The organism is Armatimonadota bacterium, from assembly GCA_031432545.1.
Lineage (GTDB): Bacteria > Sysuimicrobiota > Sysuimicrobiia > Sysuimicrobiales > Sysuimicrobiaceae > Caldifonticola > Caldifonticola tengchongensis.
On record JAVKGX010000004.1, the window covers coordinates 1 to 24,366 of the forward strand.

Sequence of the window (24,366 nt, forward strand, 5' to 3'; positions counted from 1 at the left end):
AGGAGTTCGAGGGGTGGTGCCAGCAGCATGGGGACGGGAAGGCGGCGGAGACGTTGGGACGGGACTGGGACCGAATGGTGACGTTTTACCGGTACCCCCAGGAGCACTGGCGGCACCTGCGGACAGTCAACGTGGTGGAATCCCCCTTTGCGGCGCTGCGGCTACGGACGGATGCGGCCAAGCGGTTCAAGAAGGTGGAGCGGGCCACGGCGGTGATCTGGAGGATGCTGATGGTGGCCCAGACGAGGTTCCGGCGGCTGAACGCCCCGGAGCTGCTGGCCAAGGTTTACGTGGGGGTCCGGTACGAGGACGGGATCGAGGCCGCCGGGAAGGAGGTCGCCGCCTGAGTGTTTACACACTTTTGACGGAACCTCACGGAAGGGGGTTGAGCGGGCAAGGGACCGATACTCGGCCTTTGGAGGTGAGGCGGCCTCGCGAGAGCTGGCTCCGTTGGGGTGAGCTGGACGAGGGAATGGTGTTCAGCGTTCGGGACTTTCACAGGCTGGTAAGGCTCCTGGAGGAGCGGCCGGAGCGGAGGGTCGAGTCTCGGGCTTTCTGCTCCGCCAGGAGCTGCTGTGCCTCCCGCGGCTGGTACACCACCTGCCTGCGGAGGTCCCGAAGCTCCGGCAGACCACCGAGGAGCTGGTGGAAGCGCAGAGGGCGAGGGAGCAGCGCCTGGAAGAGGCTGCTGCGGGCCTGACCGGGGCGCAGGGCCATCATGGTGGGGAACCCGGTCGTAGCCGCGGGAAGTAAGTTTTGGAAGCAAACACCCGTTCGCGTTTGAAATCCGGTTGAAACTGGAGCCTGCGTCGGCAAATGGCGTAATTTAGCGGCTTCTGGCCTGCGGGTGGCGGTCTCCAAAGCCGCGCGGTGGCCCTGCCTTCCTCCTTCGTAGCCTCGGGCGAGGCCGCCCGTCGCGTTGACCACGCGATACCACGGCAGCCCGACACCGCCTGCGTGAGCAATCCACCCCACTTCCCGTGCGGCGCCCGGACGCCCCGCCAGGGAGGCCACCTGCCCGTACGTCACGACCCTACCAACGGGCACCGCCGCCACGATGGCCCTCACGCGTTCCGTAAAGACTGCGGATCGGGTGCGCTCGATCCTCATGGTAGATGTGGCGTCGAACGGATTCTACCCCGTGTAGGTCCCTCGCCGCACCTACCATTCCCTTGCCCACTCAGCATGGCACCGGTCTTGCTACCGAACCCGCACACGAAGGCTCCACACTGCGGGTCGACCGCGGGGAGCGGTGATGACCACGGACGAGACCAACCGACAGGTGTTCGTACAGGGCCGAATTCCTTCTCACTGGCTTGTCGAGCAGATGCCGGAGGCCATCTGGGCCACGGACGCTGCGTTGCGGTTCGTGGCAGCGGGAGGGCTGGCCGCGCGCGACTTGGATCTCGATCCGACGCGAGTGGTTGGTGCCACGGTATACGAGTATTTCCAGACGACCGACCCCTCCTATCCCCCCCTCGCGGCGCACCTGCGCGCCCTGCACGGTGAGACCGGCGGCTACCAGTTCGCCCGCGGCGGCCACACGTACCTCGTGCGCACGGCCCCGGTACGCCACGGGATCGGCAGGGTCGTCGGCGTCGTGGCCTGCGCGACCGACGTAACCGATCTGGTGCGCCTTGCGGGCCAGACGCCCGAGCGGACCGTGCTGAGCGAGCTGCCGCTACCGGTAGTACGCGTCGACGCCCAACTGCGCGTGAGGTTTGCGAATCCGCAGGCCCGGTCCGCACTGGGCGCCTCAGTCGCCGAAGATGCCCCGTTCGACGAGGGACCGGCTCCTGCGGTTCTCGTCGAAGCGGCCGGCAGCGCCCTGCGCAGCGGCCAGCCATCGACCGTCGATTGCGAGGGGTACCGCTGGTACGCCGCACCCGCTCCCGGCACCTCCGGCGCTCCCGACGGCGCGATCCTCGTGGGCACTGACCTCGCCCTCACGCCCAGCGCCCCCTGGGGCCCTGGCGATCCACGGTGGTGGCACGAGTGGTCGGAAGCCGTCGGCCTGCTGACGACGCGCCAGACTGTGTCGGAAATCGCCCAGACCCTGGTCGACCGTGCCTGCGCGCTCGCGGGTGCAGACTTGGGAGTCGTACGTCTGTGGGCGATGGAGGACCAGCGGTTGCTGGCCGATGTCGCCGTCGGCGGATGGGAAGGCGCTTGTTGGGATCGTCTGCGGCCCGACCTGCCGCTCCCATGGGGTGAAGCCGTATGGCTGGATGTCGACGGGCCGCATGCTCGCGAGTTGGGGCTTGCCCCCGGCGGTGTCGGCCGCGCCCTTGCCGTGACCGCCGCCGGCGCGCTCGTCCGGGGTATCGTTTGCTTGGCGTGGGAGCAAGGGGATCCCCCATCGGGTGATCAGTACGTCGCCCCTGTGATGAGGCTCGTCGGCCTCGCGCAGGCCGTGGCCTCGCTGCACGTCGGGCTGGATCGGGCGCAGGGCGAGCGGGCCGCTCTGGAGGCCGAGCGCCGCCTACTGGAGAGTTGGGTCGACTCGGACGCATCCGAGCAAGCCGCGGCTGGATGCCTGAACACCCTAGTCTCGTTGCTGCGGGCCACAGGCGGCGCCGTGTACGTACGTGAAGGGGACCTGTGGGTGCGGGCGCATCACATCGGTCCCCGCGAGCCGGCCCGTACCTTTCCCGTGCACGACGGGGCGGCCCTGGGGGCCGTGCTCGAAGGCCGCCCGCGCATGGTCCGGCCTACCGGTGCCGACCCTGCGTTCACCGGGGAAGGGCTGGAAGGGGTTCACGTTGCACTGGCCTCTGAGGGTCTGGAGGCCGTCCTCAGTGTCGAGAGCGCCACGGATCGCGCCTTCTGTGCAGCCGACCTGGACGTGGTCCAGACCGCCGCGCGCCACTTTGGCTGGATCCTAAGCCGGCGCCGGGCCGACCCCACGTCGCAGACGGAGCGGTTTCGGGCGATCGTCGACCGGCACCCACTGGGGATGGCCGTCCTGGACGGCGGGCGCATCGTGCGCTACGTGAACGCGCGCGCCACCGACCTCCTCGGCCTTCCTCTCGACGAAGTCTCAGGACGCCCGCTCGCGGAGTTCGTGCACCCCGCAGACCGCGCCACCGTCGATGCCGCGCTCGTCAGGCTGTATGCGCATCCGGACGCCACGACCGATTGGGCAGCCCGGTTGCTGCGCCCGGATGCCGAGTCCAGGTGGGTCGAGTTCGTCGGCCGCAACCAGATGCTCGACCCCGCCGTGGGAGGTGTCGTGCTCAGCCTGCGCGACGTCTCCGCCGAGCGCCAGACCTGGGAGGACCTGTTGCGGCAAGCCGCCGACCTGGAAGCCGGGCGCGAGCTGGCGGCCAGCCTCCGCCAGACCTACAACCTGCGGGAGGTCTGCGTGCGCGCCACGGAACGCGCCGCCGATCTGATGCGAGCCGACCACTCGGCCCTCGCGCTGTTGGACCCCGAAGGCGAGTCCCTCACGCTGTGCCACGTACAGGGGCCCCTGGAGGCGCTTGCGAATGCGAGTTTTCCCTTGTCGGGTGTCCTCGCGGAGGTGATCGGCAGCGGCCGACCGCGACGGATCGACTGGCCACAGGGCGATCCGATTTTCTCCGAACGCGCCGGGTTCGGCTCCACGCTCATCGTGCCCTTGGGTGGGCCGCCTTCGGCGATCGGAGCGCTGTGCGTCGCGCGCCGGTCTGCGGGCGAGGCGTTCGACGACCTCGACCTGCGGCGCCTGCAGACGTTGGCGGACCCGGTCGCAGACGCCATCGGCCGGGCGCAGGCGGCCGGCAATCTGGAACGCGCGTACATCGACGTGGTGCTCGCGCTGGCCCGCGCCATGGACGCGCACGACGCCCTGGGCTCCGGGCACGGGAGTGCCGTGGCCCATTGGGCCGAGGCCGTCGCCCGTCGGCTGGGCTGCTCCGATCAAGAGAGCCGAGATGTCCGCTGGGCGGCCCTGCTGCACAACGTCGGAAAGGTCGGTGTCCCCGAGGAAATCCTGCGCAAGACCTCCCCCCTGTCCAAGGACGAGGCTGCGCTGCTGCGTCAGTACCCCGTCATCGGTGCCGAGATGCTGCGACCCGCCCCGGGCCTGCGGAGGGTCGCCGAGCTGGTGAGACACCAGCAGGAGCGGTGGGACGGCACCGGGTATCCCGATGGCCTGCGTGGCGAGGAGATACCGTTGGGGTCGAGGATCATCGCTGTCGCCGATGCCTACAACGCGATGACCGAACACCGGCGATACAAGGTGGCTCGAGGCCACGCCGAGGCCGCCTCCGAGCTCAGGCGGGGCGCCGGAGCACAGTTCGATCCGAACGTGGTGAAGGTGTTCTTGGACCTTTTGGCAGAGTCACGGGCGGTGTAAAGCCCCGGCGCGAGTCCAGCGCGGCCCTCTCCCCAGGCCGCCCAGGCCTTCAGGCTCGTCCGCCCACGGAACGATCGACTCGAAAGCACCGTCGCTTCCTGACGTCTGCCGCACCCACCGGTACAATAAGCACCGACACCGTGCACGGGAGTCGGAGATGGCGCAGGGTCCGAGTTGGGCCGGGCGGCGGATGCCACGGATCGAGGATCCGAAGCTGATCCGCGGCCAGGGGGCGTTCCTCGACGATCTCGCCCTGCCGGGTGCGCTGCATCTGGTCGTGGTGCGCAGTCCGCACGCCCACGCGCGCGTGCTCGGTGTCGATCCCGCGAAGGCCACCCAGCAGCCGGGTGTGGTTGCGGTGCTCACCGCTGCCGATCTGGACATCGACGCCGTTCCGGCCGAAGTGCCACGGGGAGCGAACCCCGCGTTGCACCCTCCGCTGGCCCGTGACGTGGTTCGCTACGTAGGACAGCCCGTCGCCGCAGTGCTCGCGGCAAGCCGCCCCGCGGCAGAAGACGCCACCAACGCCGTCGAAGTCGCCTACGAGCCCCTCGACGCCCTCGTGGATCCGCTGGAGGCAGTCGAAGACCGCTCGCTTGTGCATCCGGACCTGGCCACGAATGTCGCCTATCGCAGGCGCATCCGCGCTGGAGACCCCGATGCGGCGTTCGCGCGCCCGCACCGGGTGATCCGGCAGCGCATCCGAAGCCAGAGGGTCGCCGGCATCCCCATGGAGACCCGGGGCACCGCCGCGGCGTGGGACGGCAGTCGCGGCACCCTCACGGTGTGGTCTTCCACCCAGGTACCGCACGACCTGCGCGACACGCTCGCGGAGGTGCTCGATCTCCCGACCACCCGGGTGCGGGTCATCGCCCCGGACGTCGGAGGTGGCTTCGGGGTCAAGCTCAACGTCTACCCCGAAGACGTGCTGGTGGCCGCGCTCGCCCAGCGGTTCGGGCGACCCGTGAAGTGGGTGGAGACGAGGCGCGAGAGCCTGGTGGCGACCGCACACGGACGCGACCAGGTCTGCGACCTCGAAGTCGCCTGCGATCGACGCGGCAAGGTGCTGGCGTTGCGTGCCCGCATCGTCGCCGACGTCGGTGCCTACCTGTTGACCACCACCGCCGAGGTCCCCACGCTGACGCTGCGGATGCTCCAGGGTCCATACTCGATCCGCAACATCGACGCTGAGGTCGTCGAGGTCTATACGCACAAGACACCGACGGGTGCCTATCGCGGCGCGGGAAGACCGGAGGCCACGTACTACCTGGAGCGCGCGATGGATTTGGTGGCGGCCGAACTCGGCTTCGATCCTGCGGAGGTCCGCGGGCGCAATCTGCTGCCCAAGAGCGCCTTTCCCTACCGCGCCGCGACCCGCCTGCGCTACGACAGCGGCGACTACCGACGAGCGCTCGACATGCTGCTCGAGCGCGCCGACTACGCTCGGCTACGCGAAGAACAACGACGCGCGCGTCAGGCCGGGCGCTACGTCGGCATCGGGTTGTCGACCTATGTGGAAGTGTGCGCGTTCGGATGGGAACGCGCCACGGTGAGGGTGGGGCCCGACGGCAGCGCCGTCGTCTACACCGGCACCTCCCCCCACGGGCAGGGAGCGGCCAGCGCCTTCGCGCAGATCGTCGCCGACCGCCTCGGCATCCCGCCCGACCGCGTGCAGATCGTGCACGGCGACACGCTGGCGGTCCCGACGGGAATGGGAACGGGGGGCAGCCGCACGCTCGTCGTCGGCGGGTCGGCCATCCTCCGCGCGGCCGACAGGGTCCGCAAGAAGATGCTGCGCATCGCCGCGCACGTGCTGGAAGCCTCCGTGCGGGACCTGGAGGTCCGCGACGGGGCGATCGCGGTGCGGGGGGTGCCCGACCGCGTGCTCTCCGTAGCCGAGGTCGCCGAGTTGGCGCACAGCACCCGCAGGTGGTTCCCAGGGTCGGAACCGGGTCTGGAGGAGAGCGCGACGTTCTCGATCGGCGACTCGACGTTTCCGTTCGGCGCACACCTGTGTGTCGTCGAAGTCGACCCCGGCACGGGCCAGGTGGGCGTACTGCGCTACGTGAGCGTCGACGACTGCGGCGTGGTCATGAATCCGCTGCTCGTAGAAGGACAGATCCACGGTGGTATCGTCCAGGCCATGGGCCAGGCCCTGTTCGAGGAGGTCGCCTACGATGCGGGCGGGCAGCCGCTGCAGCTGACCCTCGCGGAGTATCCGGTTCCGCGGGCCGCCCACGTCCCGCCCATAGAGACGCATCGCACCGTCACACCTTCCCCGACCAATCCCCTGGGCGCCAAGGGTGTGGGCGAAGCGGGGACGATCGGTGGCACCCCGGCGTTCGTCAACGCGGTCGTCGACGCGCTGGCACCTTTTGGCATCCGCCACCTGGACATGCCCCTGCGCCCGGAACGGATATGGCGTGCCCTCCGGCAGACGCAGTGAGGTCGGTGCCCGTGCCGGAGCGTCGGCCGACTATAACCGGTAGGCCTTCACCGCAGCCGGCGGGAACTCCGCCCGGTCGATCGCTGCTGTGAGGTTTCGGAGGGTCGTCCGTGCCTGGATCACCTGTACTCGGCTCAGGTGTCCCTTGCGGATCGCTTCTTCGAACTCGTCCTCGTCCAAGACCGAATAGGTTCCGTCCGGCGCCACCCAGATGTCGAGGAACAGATCGACCAGCGGCTCCAGGGTCTTCGGGTCCGCTCCTCGCCACCGCACCGGCTTGAGGACGTCGACGTAGTACCCCATCCAGCTTCCATCCGGACGGTAGACGCGGCCGACGTCGTAGGGCCGCCCTTTGAACAGGAACCACACCGCCCAGTACCCGGTGTCCAAGACCACCTCCCCGAGGTGTCGCAGCGGCCTGGAGGGCGACAACGCGTGAGCGAGGACGATCTTCTTTTCGCTCGCCTCGAGGAGTTCCGACTCGATGCGCAGGCGGTGCGACGGCGGTCGGACGAACTCGAAGGCGAGCCGGCCGATGACGCGTTCTGGGGGGATCATGGGTGGTGACTGGTTCCCCGCCCCCGAACCGGCAACCACGACTTGCCGGGGACCCCGGACCGGAGGTCGGCGGTTTCCGGGCAAGTCACGCGACCCGCCCTCGATACGATTCCTTGGCCAAGCGACTGGTCGGGCCGGGCGGACTTGAACCGCCGACCTCCTGAACCCCATTCAGGCGCGCTACCAGGCTGCGCTACGGCCCGACCGGACGGCCGCATTATAACACGCGCCCCACGCGCGCCGGCCACACGACGAGCGCGCGCGATCGGAATGCGCCACCTCAGATCGTGTCGGAGATGCCGATCCGCTGGGCGAGGGCCAAGGGGTTCCGCCAAAAGGCCTCGCGCCGCCGACCGCCAGCCAGCAACTCGAGCAAGACCGCTGTCAGGGCCTCGTTGACCGGCGCCGCCATCCCCACCTCGCGGGCGATGCGCGATACGGCGCCGTTGAGATAGACGACCTCCGACTCCCGCGCCGTCTGGTGCACGTCGTACCACAACGACGGCATCTTGCTGCCGCGGCCGGCGCCGGCCCTCGGTGCGAGCAGCGCGCGGGCCAACGGCGACGGCATGGCGATGACGGACGGGAGCAGCCGCGTTGGATAGGCGGGCAGGTTGACGACCCGCGCGCCCACCGTGCGCATCACGGAGAGCGCCTCCCGCAGCATCCGACGCTCGATCGCAAACGCCACCGGGTCCCGGTAGATCTCCGCTGCAGACATGTCGAGGATGGCGGAGGTGGCGTTTGCGACGAGGTTCAGCAAGAGTTTCGACCACTTCAGGTCCACCCCACGCCGGTAGGCGCGCGTCCGCAGACCCGAGGCGGCCAGCATCCGGGCGATGTCGCCCACCTCCGCGCCCTGCCAGGGCGCCACCCCGATGCCCCCCCGATTATGGCGGACGACCCGTCCGGGTGAGACAAGCGATGCGCCGATGGTGGCGGCGCCCGCGACCACCCGGCCAGCGCCCAGACGGCCCGCCAGCGTCTGCTCGTGACCGACGCCGTTCTGCATCGCCACCACCCGCACCGAATCCCCGACGCCATCGGCCAGGTCGGCAGCCGCCGCCTCCGTCTGATACCCCCTGACGGTCAGGAAGACGACATCGGGGGCGTAGGGGACGTCCGACAGCCGTGTGACCGGCAACGGCCGGGATCGGATTCCGCCGTAGGGGCCGACGAGCTCAAGCCCGTCCTGCCGTATCGCGTCCGCGTGCTCCCGACGGCACATGAGGGTCACGCGGTGGCCGGACGCGGCCATGTACCCGCCGATGAGCGACCCGAGTGCGCCCGCACCGTACACGAGGACGTTCATCGTGCGCCGGCTCCCCCACACCCGAGGATGGGGCCTCGCTCACTGCGCGCGGTCACCGATGCGGAGTTCGCTGCCCTCGATCAGCCGCCGGATGTTCGACCGATGGCGGTACAGGGCCAACGCCGCGGCGATTGCGCCGAAGACGACGTAGGGCACCGGTTTCCGCAGCACCAGCATCGCAACCGGCACGGACAGCATCGCGAGTATTGAACCGACCGACGCGAAGCGCGTGACGGCGACCGCCGCCACCCAGACGGCCACGGCCACCGCCCCCACACCGGCCGACAGCGCCAGCACGACGCCGAAACTCGTCGCGATCCCTTTGCCCCCGGCAAAGCGCAGGAAGACCGACCAGTTGTGGCCTACGATCGCGGCGAGCCCGGCGGCCACGGCCCACCCGGCGTCGAGGTCGGCACGCTGCGCGACCCACACAGGAACGGCCCCCTTGAGCCCGTCCGCCACCAGCACCAACGCCCCCAGCAGCGGCCCCGCCACCCGGTACACGTTCACCGTCCCAATGTTGCCGCTGCCGTGCTGGCGGATGTCGACGCCGAGGAAGGCCCGCACCGCCACCAGCCCAGTCGGAAGCGAGCCACAGACGTAACCGAGAGCGACGGCCAGGACGCCGACCATCGGGGCCACCGATTCCTCAGGCTCTGGAACCCGCCCTGCGAGCGCGCACGAACAGGCGCAGCGGCGTTCCCTCGAAGTCGAACGCCTGCCGCAGCCTGCCCTCCAAGTAACGCACGTACGCCGGGTCTGCGATCTCGGGGTGGTTGACGAACAGGACCATCGTCGGCGGGCGCGGCGCCACCTGCGTCGCGTAGTAGATCTTCAACCGCCTCCCGCGGCGGTCGGCCGGCGGCGCCACGGCGGCTTCTGCTTCCTCGATCGCCCGGTTCAACGGCCCGGTGGCGATCCGGCGGGCATGCGCGGCGTCCGCGCGCTCGACGGCGTCGAGGATCCTTGCGACGTTGCGTCCGGTTTTGGCGGACACGAAGACCACCGGAGCGAACCGGACGTGCCTCAGCTCGTGGTGCAGCCGCCTGGCATGTTCGGCCGCGTCGGCCCCGCGCATGAGGTCCCACTTGTTCGCGGCGATGACCATCGCCCGACCGGCTTCCGCCGCGTAGCGCGCGATCTGTTGATCCTGGTCTGTCACCCGCTGCGAAGCGTCGACGACCAGCACCACGACGTTGGCCCCGGCGATGGCCCGGCGGGCGCGGCTCACGCCGTAGACCTCCACCCGCTCGTGCACGCGGGACCTCCGCCGCATCCCGGCCGTGTCCACCAGGACGAACGTCCGTCCCCCCCGGCGGAGCACGGTGTCGACCGCGTCGCGCGTGGTGCCCGGACGGTCGTCGACGATCACCCTCTCCGTGCCCACCAGCGCGTTGACGAGCGACGACTTCCCCACATTGGGACGGCCGACGAACGCAACCCGTACCGCTTCCTCCGTGTCGGCCGCCTCCCCCGGAGCGGCCTGGCCGTCGGGAAGCCGCCGCACCACCTCGTCCAGCAGTTCCGCCACCCCGATCCCGTGGTGGGCGGATACCGCGATCGGCTCGCCCAGCCCCAGCCGATGGAACTCAGCCGCCGCCTCGGCCAGGCGGGGGTTGTCGGCCTTGTTGGCGACCAGCAGCACGGGCACGCGTGCCCGGCGCAGGACTTGCGCCACCTCGGCGTCGTCCGGCACCATGCCGGTCTGGACGTCGGTGACGAGGAGGACGACGTCGGCTTCGCGCACCGCGATCTCAGCCTGGCGCCGCACCTGCTCGACGATCGGGTCCTGCGCGTCGACCACGATGCCGCCGGTGTCCGTCACGACGAACCGACGGCCGTCCCAGTCCGCCTCCGCGTAGAGGCGGTCGCGGGTGATCCCCGGGGTGTCCTCCACGATCGCTAGGCGGCGGCCGACGATGCGGTTGAACAGGGCCGACTTCCCCACGTTCGGCCGGCCTACGATCGCGACCACGGGCAGCGGACGCATGGCATCGCAACCAGGCGGATGCGAGACGGCGAATCGAGAGCGTCACGCGCCCAACGAGAGGCGGATTTCGTCCAGCCGCAGCAGGACCTTCTCGATGATCCAGTCAGGCGTGGACGCGCCGGACATGACGCCCACGGTGCTGTCGGCAGCGAACCAGTCCGGACGGATCTCGTCGGGCGTTTCGATGTGGTACGTGGGCAGTGCACGGGCGCGTCCGATCTCCGCGAGCCTCGTGGTGTTCGCGCTGTGATGCCCGCCGACGACCAGCAGCACGTCCACCTCTTCGACCATCCGCTTGGCCTCCTCCTGCCGCACGGTGATCGCCGGACACAGTGTGTTGATGACCTTGGTTTCCTTCACCCGCAGGACGATCTCTCCGACGATGCGCCGGAAGTTTTCCATGGACTGTGTCGTCTGGGAGATCACGCCCACCCTGCCCCGCAGCCGCAGGGCCGACGCCTCCTCCGGCGTGTGGACGATCGCCACGCGATCCCCCAGTTTCTCCTTGAGCGTCACCATCTCCGGATGCCCATGGTCTCCGATGGCGACCAGGAAGTACCCTTCCTCGACGAGGCGGTCAGCCAGCGCATGCGCCCGTGTCACCACAGGGCACGTGGCGTCGACGACCTCCATTCCCCGTTCGCGCACCGCGTCCAGCACCCGCTGCTCGACACCGTAGGCGGAAACAACGAACGCCTCGCCCGCGAGGTCGTCCACGGCTTCGGCCACACGCACACCCGCCTCCTGCAGGCGGCCGACCACCTGCGGGTTGTGGATCAGCGGCCCCCACGTGAACACCGGCCCGGAGTGAGCCTGTGCAGTCTGACGGGCCATCTCCACGGCACGCTTGACGCCCCCGCAGAATCCCATGTGCTTGGCGACGACGATCTTCATGAGCAACCCAACGACGCCGGCTCCACCCAAGGATAGCACACCGTCGGCCGGCTACCCCTTGGTGCTCGCCGCCTTCTCGTGCACCGGTGGTTCGACGCCCAGCAACTCGGCGATGGCCCGCATGATGCGGTCGCTCACCTCCCGGATCGCATCTTCCTGTGGGATGTCGTCGAGGTGGATCGGTGGTCCGATGCGCACGCGAATCCTGCGCAGTCTCGGCATTCTTGCGCCCTTGGGCAGCACGTCCAGCGTCCCGAGGATGCCGACCGGCAGGATCGGTACGCGCGCCCGCAGCGCCAGGAAGGCTGCCCCGGGTTCGGCCGGCAGGAGGTAGCCGCGCGGATTGCGCGTGCCCTCCGGGAACATCCCGAGCACTCCGCCGCGACGGACGATCTCCAACGCGGCCCGGATCGCCGCCCGGTCGGGCTCGCCGCGGCGCACCGGAAACGTCCCAACGGCCCGCATCCAGCTCCGCAGCACCGGGATGCGGAACAGTTCCTCTTTGGCCATGAAGTGCACCTTGTTGCGCAGCGCACAGCCCAAGACCGGAGGGTCGAAAGCGCTCCAGTGGTTGGACACGACGATGAACGGACCGCGTCGGGGTTCGTGCTCGCGGCCGGTCACCCGCATGCCGAACAGCGCGCGTAGGATGAGCGTAAAGAAGAACTTGCTGATCCAGTACATACCCGTCCGTCGCGACCGACTCTTCGATAGGCAGGGGCCTACCGGCTGTTTCGCGCCAGCCCCAGGATCTCCTCGATGACCTGCTCGGGCGTCTTGCCGGTGGTGTCGATGCGGTGGGCGTCGGGCGCCCGTCGCAGCGGCGCCACCTCGCGGGCCGTGGCGACCTCGTCGTCCCGGCGCAGGATCTCCTTGACCTCGTCGAGCGGGACGTCCTCGCCCCGGTCGCGCAGCTCCTCCCAGCGTCGGCGCGCGCGTTCGTCTAGGGAAGCGTCGAGGTAGATCTTCAGGTCGGCGTGGGGGAGCACGACCGTCCCGATGTCCCGCCCCTCCATGACCAACCCACCGGACAGGGCCAACTGCCGCTGCCGCTCCGTCAGCACCGACCGCACGCCGGGGTTGGAGGCCACGGCAGACACCGCCGCGTTCACCTCCAGCGAACGGATGGCCGCCGTCACGTCCTCCCCGTCGCACATCACCCGCATCCCCCCCTCGGCGGGTTCCAGCCGGATCTGCGTGTGGCGCGCGAGCTCGGCCACCGCGTGCCGATCGTGCAGGTCGACGCCGGTCTGCAGCGCCTTCCATGCGATCGCCCGGTACATCGCCCCGGTGTCGACGTAGCGGTATCCGAGCCTCTGCGCCAGCAGGCGCGCGATCGTTCCCTTGCCGGCGCCCATCGGACCGTCGATCGCGATCGTCATCGGGCGCCTCATGGCTGCCCCTCCAACGACGGCAACACGACCGGCCCGCCGGTCTGGGGATGGGACGCCACCAGGGCCTCCGCGCCGTAGACCTTCCTGACGAGCCCCGGGGTCAAGACCTCGGCGGACGGTCCGTGCGCGACCACCCGCCCATCGCTCAACAGGGCGATCTGGTCACAGAACAGTGCCGCGAGGTTCAGCTCGTGCATCGCCGCGATCGTCGTGATGCCCTCGCCGCACAGCGAGCGCAGGAGGCGCATCGCCTGGACCTGGTGCGCGATGTCCAGGTGTGCGGTCGGCTCGTCGAGGACCAGCACCCGTGCACCCTGGGCCAGGGCGCGGCTCAAGAGCACGCGCTGCCGTTCGCCGCCGCTGGTCTGGTGGAAGGGCCGGCGGGCGAGGTGCGCGGTCCCGGTGCGCTCCATCGCACGAAAGGCCGCCTGACGGTCCGCCGCGGACCAAGCCATCCCTCCGGCGTGGGCATACCGGCCCATGGTCACTACCTCGAGGCAGGTGAACCCCACCGGCGACGCCGGGTCCTGCGGGAGGTAGGCCAGCAGCCGCGCCCGATCCCTCGGTCCCAGATCGCCGATCGCCCAGCCGCCCACGCGCACCCCACCTCCCCACGGCCTGAGCAACCCCGCCACGCAGCGAAGCAGCGTCGTCTTGCCGGCGCCGTTCGGCCCGCACACTGCGGCCAGTACGCCGTGCCCGATGGACACCGAGACGCCCCGCAGCACGTCGACGTCCCCATAGCCGGCGCGAAGGTCGTGGACTTCCACCGCCGACAGATGCCGTCCCCGTGCGGACGGGCCATCTTGGCGCGCACTCACGGGCGCCGTCACCGGAACCGGTCGGCGTGGAGCCGGCTTGCGATCTGCTCCAGGCCCAACACCAGTCGGGGGCCGGGCCGCGACACCCACGCGGGTGTCAATGCGTAGACCCGTCGGTTCCGCACCGCTGCGATCCGCCCCCACCCCTCCCGCCCCAGAATCCGCTGCGCGCTCGTACCCATCGACAGGATCACCTCGGGGTCGCGGGCAACGATCTGCTCCTCGGAGACCTGCGGCCACCCGACGAGGTCACCGAAGACGTTGGCGCCTCTCGCCAGCCGCAACAGGTCGTCCACGAAGGTATCGCGTCCGGCGGTCATGAACGGCTGATCCCACACCTCCACGAACACGCGCGGTCTGGGCAGGCCGGCAACCGCCTGCACGACGCGCGCCTCGCGCCCCCGCATGCCCTCGACGACGGCCATGGCCGCACCGGCACGCCCCGTGACCGCGCCCAGGGTCAGGATCGCCTGGTACGTCTGCCGCAGCGTTCGGGGGTCGATCGCCATCACACGGTGTCCCAGCGCCCGGAGCCGCTCCAGCGCCGGACGCTGCAGGCCGGCCACACCCACGACCAGATCCGGGCGGAGGGAGGCGATCCGTTCGTAATCCAGGTGCACACCGCCCACGCGCGGTTTGTGCCGCACATCTGGAGGATGGTCGTCCGCCGAAGACACCCCCACGACCTGTGAGGACGCACCGATCGCAAACAGGATCTCGGTGACGCTCGGCGCGATCGAGACGATCCGTCTCGGCGGCGCGGAAAACACGAGCCGCTGTCCGAGGGCGTCGGTGACGACCAGGGGAGATGCGCCGACCGCCGGTGCGGCCAGCGCCGCCCCAAGTGCCACCAGACAGCCCACGCAGCGCAGGCGACGCGCGCGCCGTCGCACGGACCGCACGCCGCGTCTCCCTACCGCCCCAACAACCCCAGCAGCCACCGCCACATCATGACGAACACCGAAGGCCTGCCGAGGGTTTCCGCGGCAACGAGGTCGACCGATCCGATCCGCCTGCCGTCGGCCAGGAACTCCACGTACCCCACGGTTTGCCCCGCGTCGATCGGCGCGCGCAGGTCCGCGCGGAAGACGACGTGCGTGCGCACTTGCGCGTCGCGATGGATGGACCGAACGACGTCGGACGCCGCCGCCCCGCGGACAACTGAGCCGAACCGGTCCACGCGGTGCTCGCCGAAGACCTGGCCCCGCGAGGCGAGCCGCCGCAACGCGAAGCCCCCGAACCCGTGGTCGAGGAGCCGCGCGGTGTCGCGGTACATGTGCGGCGCGTTGAGCACGACGGCGATGAGGCGCCTGCCTTCCCGCGAGGCCGAGCCGACCAGGCACGGGCCCGAGGGCCCCACCCACCCCGTCTTGACGCCGTCCGCGCCCGCGTACTGCCGGAGGAGGCGGTTGCTGTTGACGATGCGCTGGGCCCCGGCGGATCCCACGTACTCGTACACCTCGGACCGCACGATGCGGACGAAAAGCTCGTGACGCATCGCCTCCCGTGCGAACAGCGCCAGGTCGTACGCCGAGCTACGGTGCGCGGGATCGTGCAGCCCGTGCGGATTGACGAAGTGCGTGGCGCGCGCACCCAGCTGGCGGGCGCGCAGGTTCATCCGCGCGACGAACGCCTCCACCGATCCGGCCACAGCTTCCGCCAGCGCCACCGCCGCGTCGTTGGCGGACTTCATCAGCATTGCGTGCAGCAGCTCTGCGACCCGGCGTCGCTCCCCAACCTCCAGCCCGATCGTCGCCCCTGAGCGCTCCACGCTTGCGCGGACGCCCACGACGACCTCGGCGTCGGGCGCAAGCGACTCCAGGACTAAGATCGCGGTCATGATCTTCGTGGTGCTGGCCGGAGGAAGCGCCAGGTGCGGGTTGTGCGCCGCCAGCACCTGTCCGGTCGCTTCCTCCATCAACAGGTAGGCGGCCGCCTCGATCCTCGGAGCGGGCGCAGCCTCGGATGGGCGCGCGGTCGCCGAGACCATGCAGCTCACGAGCGCCCACGCGCCGGCGGCGAACGCGCGCACCCCCCACGCGGTCACCTCTCGTCCGCCCATCACCCGGAGCGCATCGCTTCCGACGGATCGCCGAGCATCTCCTTCAGGTGTTGCTCGCTGCCCACGGGTGGCAGGTCGCTCAATGCCCGCAGCCCGAAGTGGCGCAAGAACAGTTCGGTGGTTCCGTACAGGATGGGCGATCGGGGCCCCGGCCGTCGGCCAACCTCACGGATCAGGTTGCGATCGGCGAGCTTGCGCAGGTGGTGGTCCGAGCGCGCGCCCCGCACCGCCTCGATCTCCGCCCGGGTGACCGGCTGCTTATACGCCACGATGGCAAGCGTCTCGAGCGTCGCCCGCGTCAGCGGCTCCGCCTGCGCCGCGACGAGGCGTCCGACGAAGTCCGCATACTCCGGTCGCGTGCAGAGTTGATAGCCGCCTGCGACCGCCTGGATCATCAGACCACGCCCTTCGTAGTCCCGCCGGAGCCTTGCGAGGAGGTCGGCCGTCTGCTCCGGCGTTCGCTCGATCGTCTCCGCCAGCCGCTCCAGAGAGACCGGCCCGCCGCCGACCAACAGCAGGCATTCCAACGCCGCCAGCAGCGTCCGCTCGTTCGGAGCGTCGCGTTCATGCACGGACCGCGCGTCCCAGTCGGCGCTCATCTCCCGTCCTCTTTGTGGCGCCCCTCCCGCCCATCGTCGGGCGAACCCACTGGATACAGGAGGATCGGGGCGAGGGGGCCGTCCTGACGGACACCTACGCGGCGCCGCCGGATGAGTTCCAGCAGGGCGAGGAACGTCACGATCACGACGATCCTCGGCGTGCCCTGCCCGAACAGACCGTCGAACGCAAGCCCGTCGGCTGCCGACGCGAGCGCGCGCAGGATGCGTCGCATGCACTCGGCAACTGTTACCCCTTCGGCAGGGATCTCGGTCACGACGTCCCGGGACCGTTCGAGCACGCGCCGGAAGGCAGCGAACAGGTCAAAGACGGTCACGCCGACTAGGGGCAGATCGCCCGGCCGCACATCGGCCGCAGGACGCGTGAAGATAGCGCGTTGGACCGCCTCGAGCTCGGCGAGCGCCGCCGCAGCCTCCTTGAATGTCCGGTATTCCTCCATCTGAGCTTCGAGGCTGGCAGCCAGGTCACCCTCTTCCTCGGGTTGGGGTACCGGTTCGGATTCCGGCTTGGGCGGCAGCAACAGCTTGCTCTTCATCTCGACCAGCTGCGCCGCGTGCCGCAGGAACTCCGTCGCCTCGTCGAGGTCGATCCCGTCCCGGATCGCCTCCAGGTAGCCACGCACGATGTCGCCGACGGACACCTCGCGGAGATCCACCTCACCTTGGTGCGCGCGCTGCACGAGGTCTTCGATCGGCCCCGCGAAGCTCGGTAAGTGCACCACGTAAGCCGCTCGCCCGCCCACTCGCTTCACCTCAAGCGACAGTTCGCCCTGCGCAACACGTGCCCTGCCTCACAGCGGCAGGCCCGTCCCCCAGCGGATCAGCCACAGGACCGGGGGCGTCAGGATGCGTCCCAAAGACCCTGTGAACAGCAGCACGACCAGGACCACGATCCCGATCGGCTGCAGGCGCGCGTACCAGACGGCATACGGACCCGGGAGCAGCGACGCCAGGATCCTCGATCCGTCCAGGGGCGGGATCGGCAGCAGGTTGAACACCGCCAGCACCGCGTTGATGCGGATCATCGCCGACCACAGGTCCACGGCCCATTCCGCCGGCGGGACGCTCCCCAGCCGGACGGGCAGCCCGAGCAGGGCCACGGCGGCGACGTTGGCGAGGGGGCCCGCGACAGCGACCAACAGAACGCCGCGCCTCCAGTCGGAGAAGTTGGCCGGCTGGATCTCCACGGGCCGTGCCCACCCGAAGCCCACCAAGAAGATCATCAGCGACCCGATGGGATCCAGGTGCGCCAGCGGATTCAACGTGAGCCTGCCCTGCTGTTGGGGCGTGGGATCGCCCAACCGCACCGCGGCGTAGGCGTGCGCGAACTCGTGGATCGTGGCCGCCACGATCAGGGCGACCGCGGTGTACGCAAGCGTCTCCGGACTGAGGCCGATCACGACGCCCCTACGCGCCCCGCTCGATCGGGGCGTCCAGCCGCACCAAGTCGGCGTACGTCTCTGCCCTCACGACGACCCGCGCGCGTCCGTCCTCCGCCAGCACGACCGCGGGCCGCGGGAACCGGTTGTAGTTGCTCGCCATCGAATACGTGTACGCGCCGGTCGCAAAGACCGCCACCACATCCCCACGCCGCACCTCGGGGAGTTGCGCCTCCCAGATCAGCACATCCCCGGACTCGCAGCACCGCCCCGCCAGCGCCACGGTCTGCGTGGCGTCGGCATCCGGGCAAGATGCGAGGGCGGCCTCGTACCGCGCGCCGTACAGAGCCGGGCGCGGGTTCTCGTACATGCCGCCGTCGACGGAGACATACGTCCGGACGCCCGGAATGCGCTTGACGGCGCCCACGGTGTAGAGCGTCACGCCCGCGGGGCCGACGACCGATCGGCCCGGCTCCAAAAACAGCCGCGGCGGTGGCAGGTCCATCCGCACGCAGGTCTGGCGGACAGCATCGGCCACCGATCGCACGAACGCCTCGATGGGAGGTGGGCTTTCCTCGCGTCGATAGCGGATGCCCAGACCTCCCCCCAGGTTGAGCTCTTCGGCCGCATACCCGAACTCGTCGCGTACGCGCGCGGCGTACTTTACCATCGTGCGCGCGTTCAAGACGAACGGTTCGAGTTCGAGAATCTGCGAGCCGATGTGGCTGTGGAAGCCGCGCAGCCGCAATCCCCGGCTCTTTAGGGCACGGCGCACCGCGCGGTCGGCCGTCCCATCGGCGATCCCGAATCCGAACTTCGTGTCCACGCCGCCGGTCACGATCGCCCTGTGCGTGTGCGGCTCGATCCCCGGCGTCAGCCGCAGCCAGACGTCCACCGCGCCGTCACCGTCGGCCGCGAGTTCCTCGAGCAGGTCGATCTCGTCGAAGTTGTCGACGACGATGCGGCCGACGCCGGCTTCGAGCGCGTACCGCAGTTCCTCGGGCGTCTTGTTGTTGCCGTGGAAGACGAGGTCCCGAGCCGGGACGCCCGCCACCAGCGCCGTGTGGATCTCTCCCCCTGATGCCACGTCGAGTCCGAACCCGGCGTCGTGGGCCAGCCGGCACGTCGCGATCACACAAAGGGCCTTGGACGCGAACACGGGACGGCCGTCGGGGACGTGGCGCGCGAACGCTTCACGGTACGCTTTGAGGTTCGCGCGGAGTCTGCCGCCGTCGAGGACGTGCAGCGGGGTGCCGAACCGATGCGCCAGATCGACGGCTGCGCAGCCGCCGATCTCCAACCCTCCTGATCCAGTGCGCCCGAACTCATCGTGCAACCCGAATCCCTCCCGTCGATGGTCCCTGCCAGGATACCAGAACCGATCCGGCCTGTTCACCGGCGTTACAATGGTATTCGGCGCACGCGGCGCGCCGCACCCCCGATTTCAGGAGGACCATGATGGCCGAAGCCCTGATTCTGAGCGCCGTCCGCACCCCCATCGGGAGGTTCATGGGCGGCTTGAGCGAAGTCCCTGCACCGCGCCTGGGCGCGATTGTCGTGCGCGAGGCCGTACAGCGTGCCGGCATCGATTCGGTGTCGGTCGACGAGGTGATCATGGGAAACGTATTGCCGGCCGGGCTCGGTCAGGCGCCCGCGCGACAGGCCGCGATCGGCGCGGGGCTGCCCGACACCGTGGGTGCGCTGACGATCAACAAGATGTGCGGATCCGGGTTGAAGGCGGTCATGCTGGCCGCGCAGGGGATCCGTGCCGGGGACGGCGAGGTCTACGTCGCGGGCGGCATGGAGAACATGAGCCTCGCACCCTACCTGCTGCCCAAGGCGCGGGCCGGATACCGCCTGGGACACGGCGAGATCACGGACTCGATGATCCGAGACGGGCTGTGGGACGCCTACCGGGACTGCCACATGGGCTCGTGCGCCGAGCTGCTGGCGGCCGAATACCGGATCAGCCGCGCGGACCAGGACGAGTACGCGGTGCGTTCGTACCGGCTGGCGATCGAAGCGCTCGACCGCGGCTGTTTCGCCTCGCAGACGGTACCCGTCCCCGTCTCAGACGGCAAGACTCCCACGGTCGTCACCGAAGACGAGGAACCGCGCCGCGTCAACTTCGAGAAGATCCCCACGCTGCGCCCCGTGTTCGAGCGCGACGGGACGGTGACGGCCGCCAACGCCAGCAGCATCAGCGACGGTGCCGCGGCTCTCGTCGTGGTTTCCGATGCCGTCGCGGAACGGGCAGGGCGCCCGCCAATGGCCCGCATCGTGGGCTACGCGACCGCCGCGACGGCGCCGGAGTGGTTCACGATCGCGCCGGCGTACGCCATTGAGCGGCTGTTGGGACGCGTGGGCTGGTCGAAGGACGACGTCGACCTGTACGAGATCAACGAAGCGTTTGCCGCCGTGGTGTTGGGCGTGTGCCGGAAGATCGGGCTGCCGCTGGACAAAGTGAACGTCCACGGCGGCGCGGTCGCCCTCGGACACCCCTTGGGGGCCAGTGGGGCGCGCATCCTCACGACGCTGTTGTATGCGATGGCTGAGCGGGATGTCCGACGGGGGGTCGCCGGGATCTGCCTGGGCGGGGGCGAGGCGGTCGCGGTCGCGGTCGAACGCGTCTGACCCGACGTGACCCCGGCCGCGGTCACGACGCTCATCATCCTCGCCGCCGCGGCGTTGCTCCTCTCGTGGGGACGCTGGCGGGCGGACTTCGTGGCCCTGTGCGTTCCGCTGGCGCTCGCGGCGAGCGGCGTGCTCGCGGTGGAGCGCGCCTTCTCTGGATTCGGAAGCCCCGTACTCATCACGGTCGCCGCCATCTTCATCATCAGTGCCGCGCTGGAGCGAACCGGGGCCGCGGCGTTGCTCGGCCGCCGCCTGATGGGCCTCAGCACGCACTCCGACCTGCAGCTGGCGGCGCTGCTCATGACCACCGTGGCCGTCCTGTCGGGTTTCATGAACAACCTCGGGGCGCTGGCGGTGCTGCTCCCGGTCGCGGTCGCCGTCTGCGTCGAGCGCGGCATCGTTCCGTCGCGCCTGCTCCTGCCGCTGGCGCTCAGTGCGCGGCTGGGGGGTGTGCTGACGCTGGTGGCGGGTCCGAGCAACCTCATAGCGTCCGCGATGCTCGCGGACCGGCGCGGATGGGGGTTCGGGTTGTTCGAATTCCTGCCCCTGGGCGTCGCCTTCGTCGCGGTCGGAATCCTGTTCTTCCTGATCGTCGGGCGCCGACTGCTGCCGGATCGTCCCACGGAAGCGTTCTTGCGCATGCGGCGTACCCGCGACCAGTCCCTGGTCGGCGTCTACCGCATGCACGAGCGGTTGCGCGAGTGCCGCATCCAGGCCGCCTCGCCCCTCGTCGGCCGCACCGTTGCCGCCACCGAGCTGGGCCGGCTGCACGGCGCGGTGATCCTGGGCATCCTGCGCAGGGACCGGACCATCCTCAATCCGTCGGCCTCCGAGACGCTGCAGCGGGGGGATCGTCTGCTCGTGGGCGGCGTCCGCGACCCGGCGCTGGTCGACCGCCTCCGCGAACTGGGGCTGGACGTCCACGAACCCACCGACGTCACGCTGGAGTCGTTCGACGTGGGCCTCGCCGAGGTCGTGGTGTCTCCGCGTTCGGCGCTGGCTGGCAAGACCCTGCGGGATCTGGACTTCCGCAAGCGCTACGGCGTGTCGGTCCTCGCGATCTGGCGCAGGGGGCAGCCGCGGCGCAGCGGGATCGCCGACATCCCCCTCGAAGTCGGGGACGCCCTGCTCGTGCAGGGTCTGCGGTCGCAGCTGCGCGTGCTGGCCGGCGACCCCGACTTCCTGCTTTTGGAACAGCACCTGCACGTACCGCCTCGGACCCATCGAATTCCGGCCGCGCTCGCGGCGGTTGCGGGCATGTCGGTAGCGATCGCCACCGGCTTTGCCGATGTCGCGGTCGCCACGCTGGGTGCCGCTCTGTTCGTCCTGGCGTCGGGTTGCCTGCCCGGTGAAGAGGCCTACCGCACGGTCGACTGGCGGAGCTTGGTCTTCATCGGCGGGATGCTGCCGCTGGGCCTGGCTCTGGCCGACACCGGAGCGGCCCCCCGCATCGGCGAGGCCGCGCTCGCGCTGATCCACAGCCCGTTTGGGTCCTTCGCGGCGCTGTACGCGGTCGCGATCGCCCTCAACCAGGTCGTACCCAGCGTGGCGGCCACCGTGGTGCTCGGGCCGGTCGCGCTGGAAGCCGCATCCCGCCTGGGCGCAAGCCCGGCCGCCTTCATGATGGCGGTCGTCGCCGCCACCGGCACGACCTTCACCCCCGTCAGCAACCCGGTAAACCTGCTCGTCATGGGCCCTGGCGGTTACACCCTGCGCGACTACTTCCGCGTGGGCGCCCCGCTGGCGGTGCTGCTGTACGCCGTCGGCCTGCTCGTGATCCCCCTGGCATGGCCGCTGTAGTCACGGAGCCAGCGCGATTTCGATCCGGCGGTTGACGCGACCCTTGTTGTCGGTCCGCACCACGCGCAGGGCGCCGATCTCCCCCGTCCGCGCGACGTGCGTTCCGCCGTCGGCCTGCGCGTCGTAGCCCTCGATCTCCACCACGCGGACCGGGTCCAGGCCCTGTGGGATCCGGTTGCGTGCCAGACGCAGCAGATCCGACCGCTCGAACTCCTCCCGTGAGACGAACCGCACGCGGATGGGCAGATCGGCTGCGATCACCCGGTTCGCCTCCTCCTCGATGGCCGCAACGCGTTGGGGGTTGAGGTCTTCCAGCGAGAAGTCCATGCGTGCGCGGTCCGGATGGATCGCGCCACCGGTCACCAACGCGCCGAACAGACGATACACCGCTCCGACCAGCACGTGCAGCGCCGAGTGGTGCCGCATGATGGCGTACCGGCGCTCCCAGTCCAGCGCGCCCCGCACCCTCTCCCCAATTGCCGGTGGCAACCCCTCCAGGCGGTGCCAGACGACCTGCCCGTCCGTGCGCGAACCCACTACGGTCCGCTCCGCCGTCCCCCAACGCAGCCACCCGGTATCCGCCGGTTGGCCCCCACCACCGGGGAAGAACGCGGTCCGATCCAGCGCCACCTCCGCGTCGCCGGTCGCTGCGACGACCGCGTCGAACTCCCACACGTAGCCGCCGCGCAGATACAGCCGGTCGGTCATCGTCGGCCTCCCAGCCGCAAGGTCACGAGGGGGGCAATCGAAGGGCCCACGGGCGTGACCTTCAGAACTCTGTCACCCCGGTGAACGTGAACTCGCTCACAGACAGCGCAGGCACGCGGACGCTGCCGAAACCCCCGGACAGCAGCCAGGTGTCGGCGCCGACCCGGTTGACCGCCGCCAGGGCCTGGACATAGCCCTGGGTGAACCGTAGGTTGCGTACCGGGTAGGCGATCTCCCCGTCCTCGATCCAAAAGACGCCGTCGCGCGTCATGCCGGTGACGACACAGTCCCGGGGGTGCACCAGCCGCGTGTACCAGAACCGGGTCACATACAGTCCGCGCGACACCTGCTGGACCATCTCCTCGATCGCGGCATCCCCGGCCGCCACGAACAGGTGCACCGGAAGCGGACCGAAGGCGGCGAACTCTGGCCACGCGCGCGGTACGGCGTGTCCCGTCGACCGCCGGCCTTCTTTGGCCGCCGTCGTCGTGTCGTAGACGGGCCCGACGGGTACACCGCGGTCCACGATCGTGACCCGCTCCTTGGGCACGCCCTCGTGGTCAAACGGCATCGGCAGCCCGGCGGTGTCGCAGCCGTCGTCGATGATCGTAATCCGCTCGGACATCGCCCGATCGCCCAACCGCCCGTTCATCCAGCTGCGGCCTTCCTGTACCGCCAGCGCGCCCATCCCGGAGAAGGCCAGGTGGCCGACGATATCCTGCACCGCGTACGGCTCCAGCACGACCGGGTAGGTCCCGGGCTCCACCGGTCGTGGCTGGCGGGCGCGCAGCGCCCTCTGTACCGCGGTGCGCGCCAGCCCCTCGAAGTCGAGGTCGTCGAGGCGCCACGCCGCACGCTGTGCGTGCCCCGACGCACCGTCCTTCGAGATCACCAGGTTGAACCGCGCCCGCGTTCCGGCGTGGTAGCAGAACACACCGCGGGAGTTCGCGACCGCGACCTCGGCAATCCCTGCGCAGAGCGCGCCGGCAGCCATCGCACCGCTCGATTGGGCCAGGCGCAACACCTCGCGAACTCGCTCCGCGCGCCACCGGGCAGACGCGCCCGCTACGGCGTCGTCGAAGGCGCGGACCGGCTTTGGCGTCTGCGGTTCCGGCAGACCGGGAAAGTCCGCCGTCTCCGGCGCCAGGCGGGCCACCGATGTCGCCCGGTCGATCGCCCGGCCCAGCGCGTCGGCCATCGGCCGGTTGGTGATCGCAGACCCCAGGTGCCTGCCGACCGCGACGCGCACGGCGATGCTCACGTCGGTCTCCGCGACGTTCTGGTGGATCGTGTTGTTCGCAAAGCGCGTGAGCGCCTGGTCACCCGACAGGAGCACGACCTCGGTCTCGTCCGCCGGAGAACGGGCGATCGCGCTCGACAACAGCTCTCGGATCTTCGCCTCGCCCAGCATG

The 24,366-nt window shown here is 70.0% G+C and carries 21 protein-coding genes and 1 tRNA gene; 5 read left to right on the top strand and 17 right to left on the bottom strand.

Annotation, left to right across the window (positions count from 1 at the left end; translation table 11 throughout):
• From QN163_05600 to QN163_05610, 3 genes are all read left to right on the top strand, one after another.
• Positions 1-347, top strand: a 347-nt coding sequence (locus tag QN163_05600) for a transposase (GenBank protein MDR5683484.1), incomplete at its 5' end; no start/stop codon positions are given.
• A 908-nt stretch (positions 348-1,255) separates the two neighbouring features.
• The gene (locus tag QN163_05605; GenBank protein ID MDR5683485.1) at positions 1,256-4,339 is read left to right on the top strand and encodes an HD domain-containing phosphohydrolase; all 3,084 of its coding nucleotides are present in this window, start codon (positions 1,256-1,258) and stop codon (positions 4,337-4,339) included.
• 157 nt (positions 4,340-4,496) lie between these two features.
• Positions 4,497-6,785, top strand: a complete 2,289-nt coding sequence (locus tag QN163_05610) for a xanthine dehydrogenase family protein molybdopterin-binding subunit (GenBank protein ID MDR5683486.1) — start codon at positions 4,497-4,499, stop codon at positions 6,783-6,785.
• A gap of 30 nt (positions 6,786-6,815) precedes the next feature.
• On the opposite strand, the gene QN163_05615 is transcribed toward QN163_05610, so the two are convergent.
• The 15 genes from QN163_05615 to lysA all read right to left on the bottom strand — a co-directional run bounded on the left by QN163_05615 (position 6,816) and on the right by lysA (position 19,148).
• A complete protein-coding gene (locus QN163_05615) occupies positions 6,816-7,343 on the bottom strand; it encodes a DUF402 domain-containing protein (GenBank protein ID MDR5683487.1) in 528 nt (175 codons plus the stop codon).
• 126 nt (positions 7,344-7,469) lie between these two features.
• Positions 7,470-7,546 (bottom strand) — tRNA-Pro (locus QN163_05620).
• Positions 7,547-7,623: 77 nt separating this feature from the next.
• Positions 7,624-8,655, bottom strand: a complete 1,032-nt coding sequence (locus QN163_05625; protein MDR5683488.1) for a 2-dehydropantoate 2-reductase — start codon at positions 8,653-8,655, stop codon at positions 7,624-7,626.
• Positions 8,656-8,694: 39 nt separating this feature from the next.
• Complete coding sequence (gene plsY, locus QN163_05630; GenBank protein MDR5683489.1) at positions 8,695-9,288, bottom strand: glycerol-3-phosphate 1-O-acyltransferase PlsY; 594 nt, start codon at positions 9,286-9,288, stop codon at positions 8,695-8,697.
• 16 nt (positions 9,289-9,304) lie between these two features.
• Positions 9,305-10,645 carry a ribosome biogenesis GTPase Der gene (der, locus tag QN163_05635; protein ID MDR5683490.1) on the bottom strand — a complete coding sequence of 447 codons (1,341 nt, stop codon included), beginning with the start codon at positions 10,643-10,645 and terminating at the stop codon, positions 9,305-9,307.
• Between the two features lie 42 nt (positions 10,646-10,687).
• Complete coding sequence (gene ispH, locus QN163_05640) at positions 10,688-11,539, bottom strand: 4-hydroxy-3-methylbut-2-enyl diphosphate reductase (GenBank protein MDR5683491.1); 852 nt, start codon at positions 11,537-11,539, stop codon at positions 10,688-10,690.
• Positions 11,540-11,590: 51 nt separating this feature from the next.
• The gene (locus QN163_05645; protein ID MDR5683492.1) at positions 11,591-12,223 is read right to left on the bottom strand and encodes a lysophospholipid acyltransferase family protein; all 633 of its coding nucleotides are present in this window, start codon (positions 12,221-12,223) and stop codon (positions 11,591-11,593) included.
• 38 nt (positions 12,224-12,261) lie between these two features.
• The gene (gene cmk / locus QN163_05650) at positions 12,262-12,933 is read right to left on the bottom strand and encodes a (d)CMP kinase (GenBank protein MDR5683493.1); all 672 of its coding nucleotides are present in this window, start codon (positions 12,931-12,933) and stop codon (positions 12,262-12,264) included.
• Complete coding sequence (locus QN163_05655; protein MDR5683494.1) at positions 12,930-13,754, bottom strand: ABC transporter ATP-binding protein; 825 nt, start codon at positions 13,752-13,754, stop codon at positions 12,930-12,932. Before QN163_05655 ends, cmk begins: the two co-directional genes overlap by 4 nt.
• 8 nt (positions 13,755-13,762) lie before the next feature.
• Positions 13,763-14,656, bottom strand: a complete 894-nt coding sequence (locus tag QN163_05660) for a cobalamin-binding protein (protein ID MDR5683495.1) — start codon at positions 14,654-14,656, stop codon at positions 13,763-13,765.
• A gap of 11 nt (positions 14,657-14,667) precedes the next feature.
• Entirely contained in the window at positions 14,668-15,816 is a 1,149-nt protein-coding gene (locus QN163_05665) for a D-alanyl-D-alanine carboxypeptidase family protein (GenBank protein ID MDR5683496.1), read from the bottom strand.
• Positions 15,816-16,415: an SMC-Scp complex subunit ScpB gene (gene scpB, locus QN163_05670; protein MDR5683497.1), complete on the bottom strand. Its 600-nt coding sequence runs from the start codon at positions 16,413-16,415 to the stop codon at positions 15,816-15,818. Before scpB ends, QN163_05665 begins: the two co-directional genes overlap by 1 nt.
• Entirely contained in the window at positions 16,412-17,176 is a 765-nt protein-coding gene (locus tag QN163_05675; protein MDR5683498.1) for a segregation/condensation protein A, read from the bottom strand. The genes scpB and QN163_05675 overlap by 4 nt, the downstream gene beginning before the upstream one ends.
• A gap of 48 nt (positions 17,177-17,224) precedes the next feature.
• Positions 17,225-17,833 carry a site-2 protease family protein gene (locus tag QN163_05680; protein ID MDR5683499.1) on the bottom strand — a complete coding sequence of 203 codons (609 nt, stop codon included), beginning with the start codon at positions 17,831-17,833 and terminating at the stop codon, positions 17,225-17,227.
• A 7-nt stretch (positions 17,834-17,840) separates the two neighbouring features.
• Entirely contained in the window at positions 17,841-19,148 is a 1,308-nt protein-coding gene (gene lysA, locus QN163_05685; protein ID MDR5683500.1) for a diaminopimelate decarboxylase, read from the bottom strand.
• Between the two features lie 122 nt (positions 19,149-19,270).
• Between lysA and QN163_05690 the strand changes: the two genes are divergently transcribed.
• Together QN163_05690 and QN163_05695 are read left to right on the top strand one after the other, a co-directional pair.
• Positions 19,271-20,446, top strand: coding sequence for a thiolase family protein (locus QN163_05690; protein MDR5683501.1), 1,176 nt, complete (start codon positions 19,271-19,273; stop codon positions 20,444-20,446).
• 6 nt (positions 20,447-20,452) lie between these two features.
• Complete coding sequence (locus tag QN163_05695; GenBank protein ID MDR5683502.1) at positions 20,453-22,246, top strand: SLC13 family permease; 1,794 nt, start codon at positions 20,453-20,455, stop codon at positions 22,244-22,246.
• Here QN163_05695 and QN163_05700 read toward each other — a convergent pair whose 3' ends face one another.
• Positions 22,247-22,954 (bottom strand): alanyl-tRNA editing protein, encoded by a 708-nt coding sequence (locus QN163_05700; GenBank protein MDR5683503.1) that lies wholly within the window; start codon positions 22,952-22,954, stop codon positions 22,247-22,249.
• A 61-nt stretch (positions 22,955-23,015) separates the two neighbouring features.
• Positions 23,016-24,365 (bottom strand): TldD/PmbA family protein, encoded by a 1,350-nt coding sequence (locus QN163_05705; GenBank protein ID MDR5683504.1) that lies wholly within the window; start codon positions 24,363-24,365, stop codon positions 23,016-23,018.
• Position 24,366 lies beyond the last annotated feature (1 nt).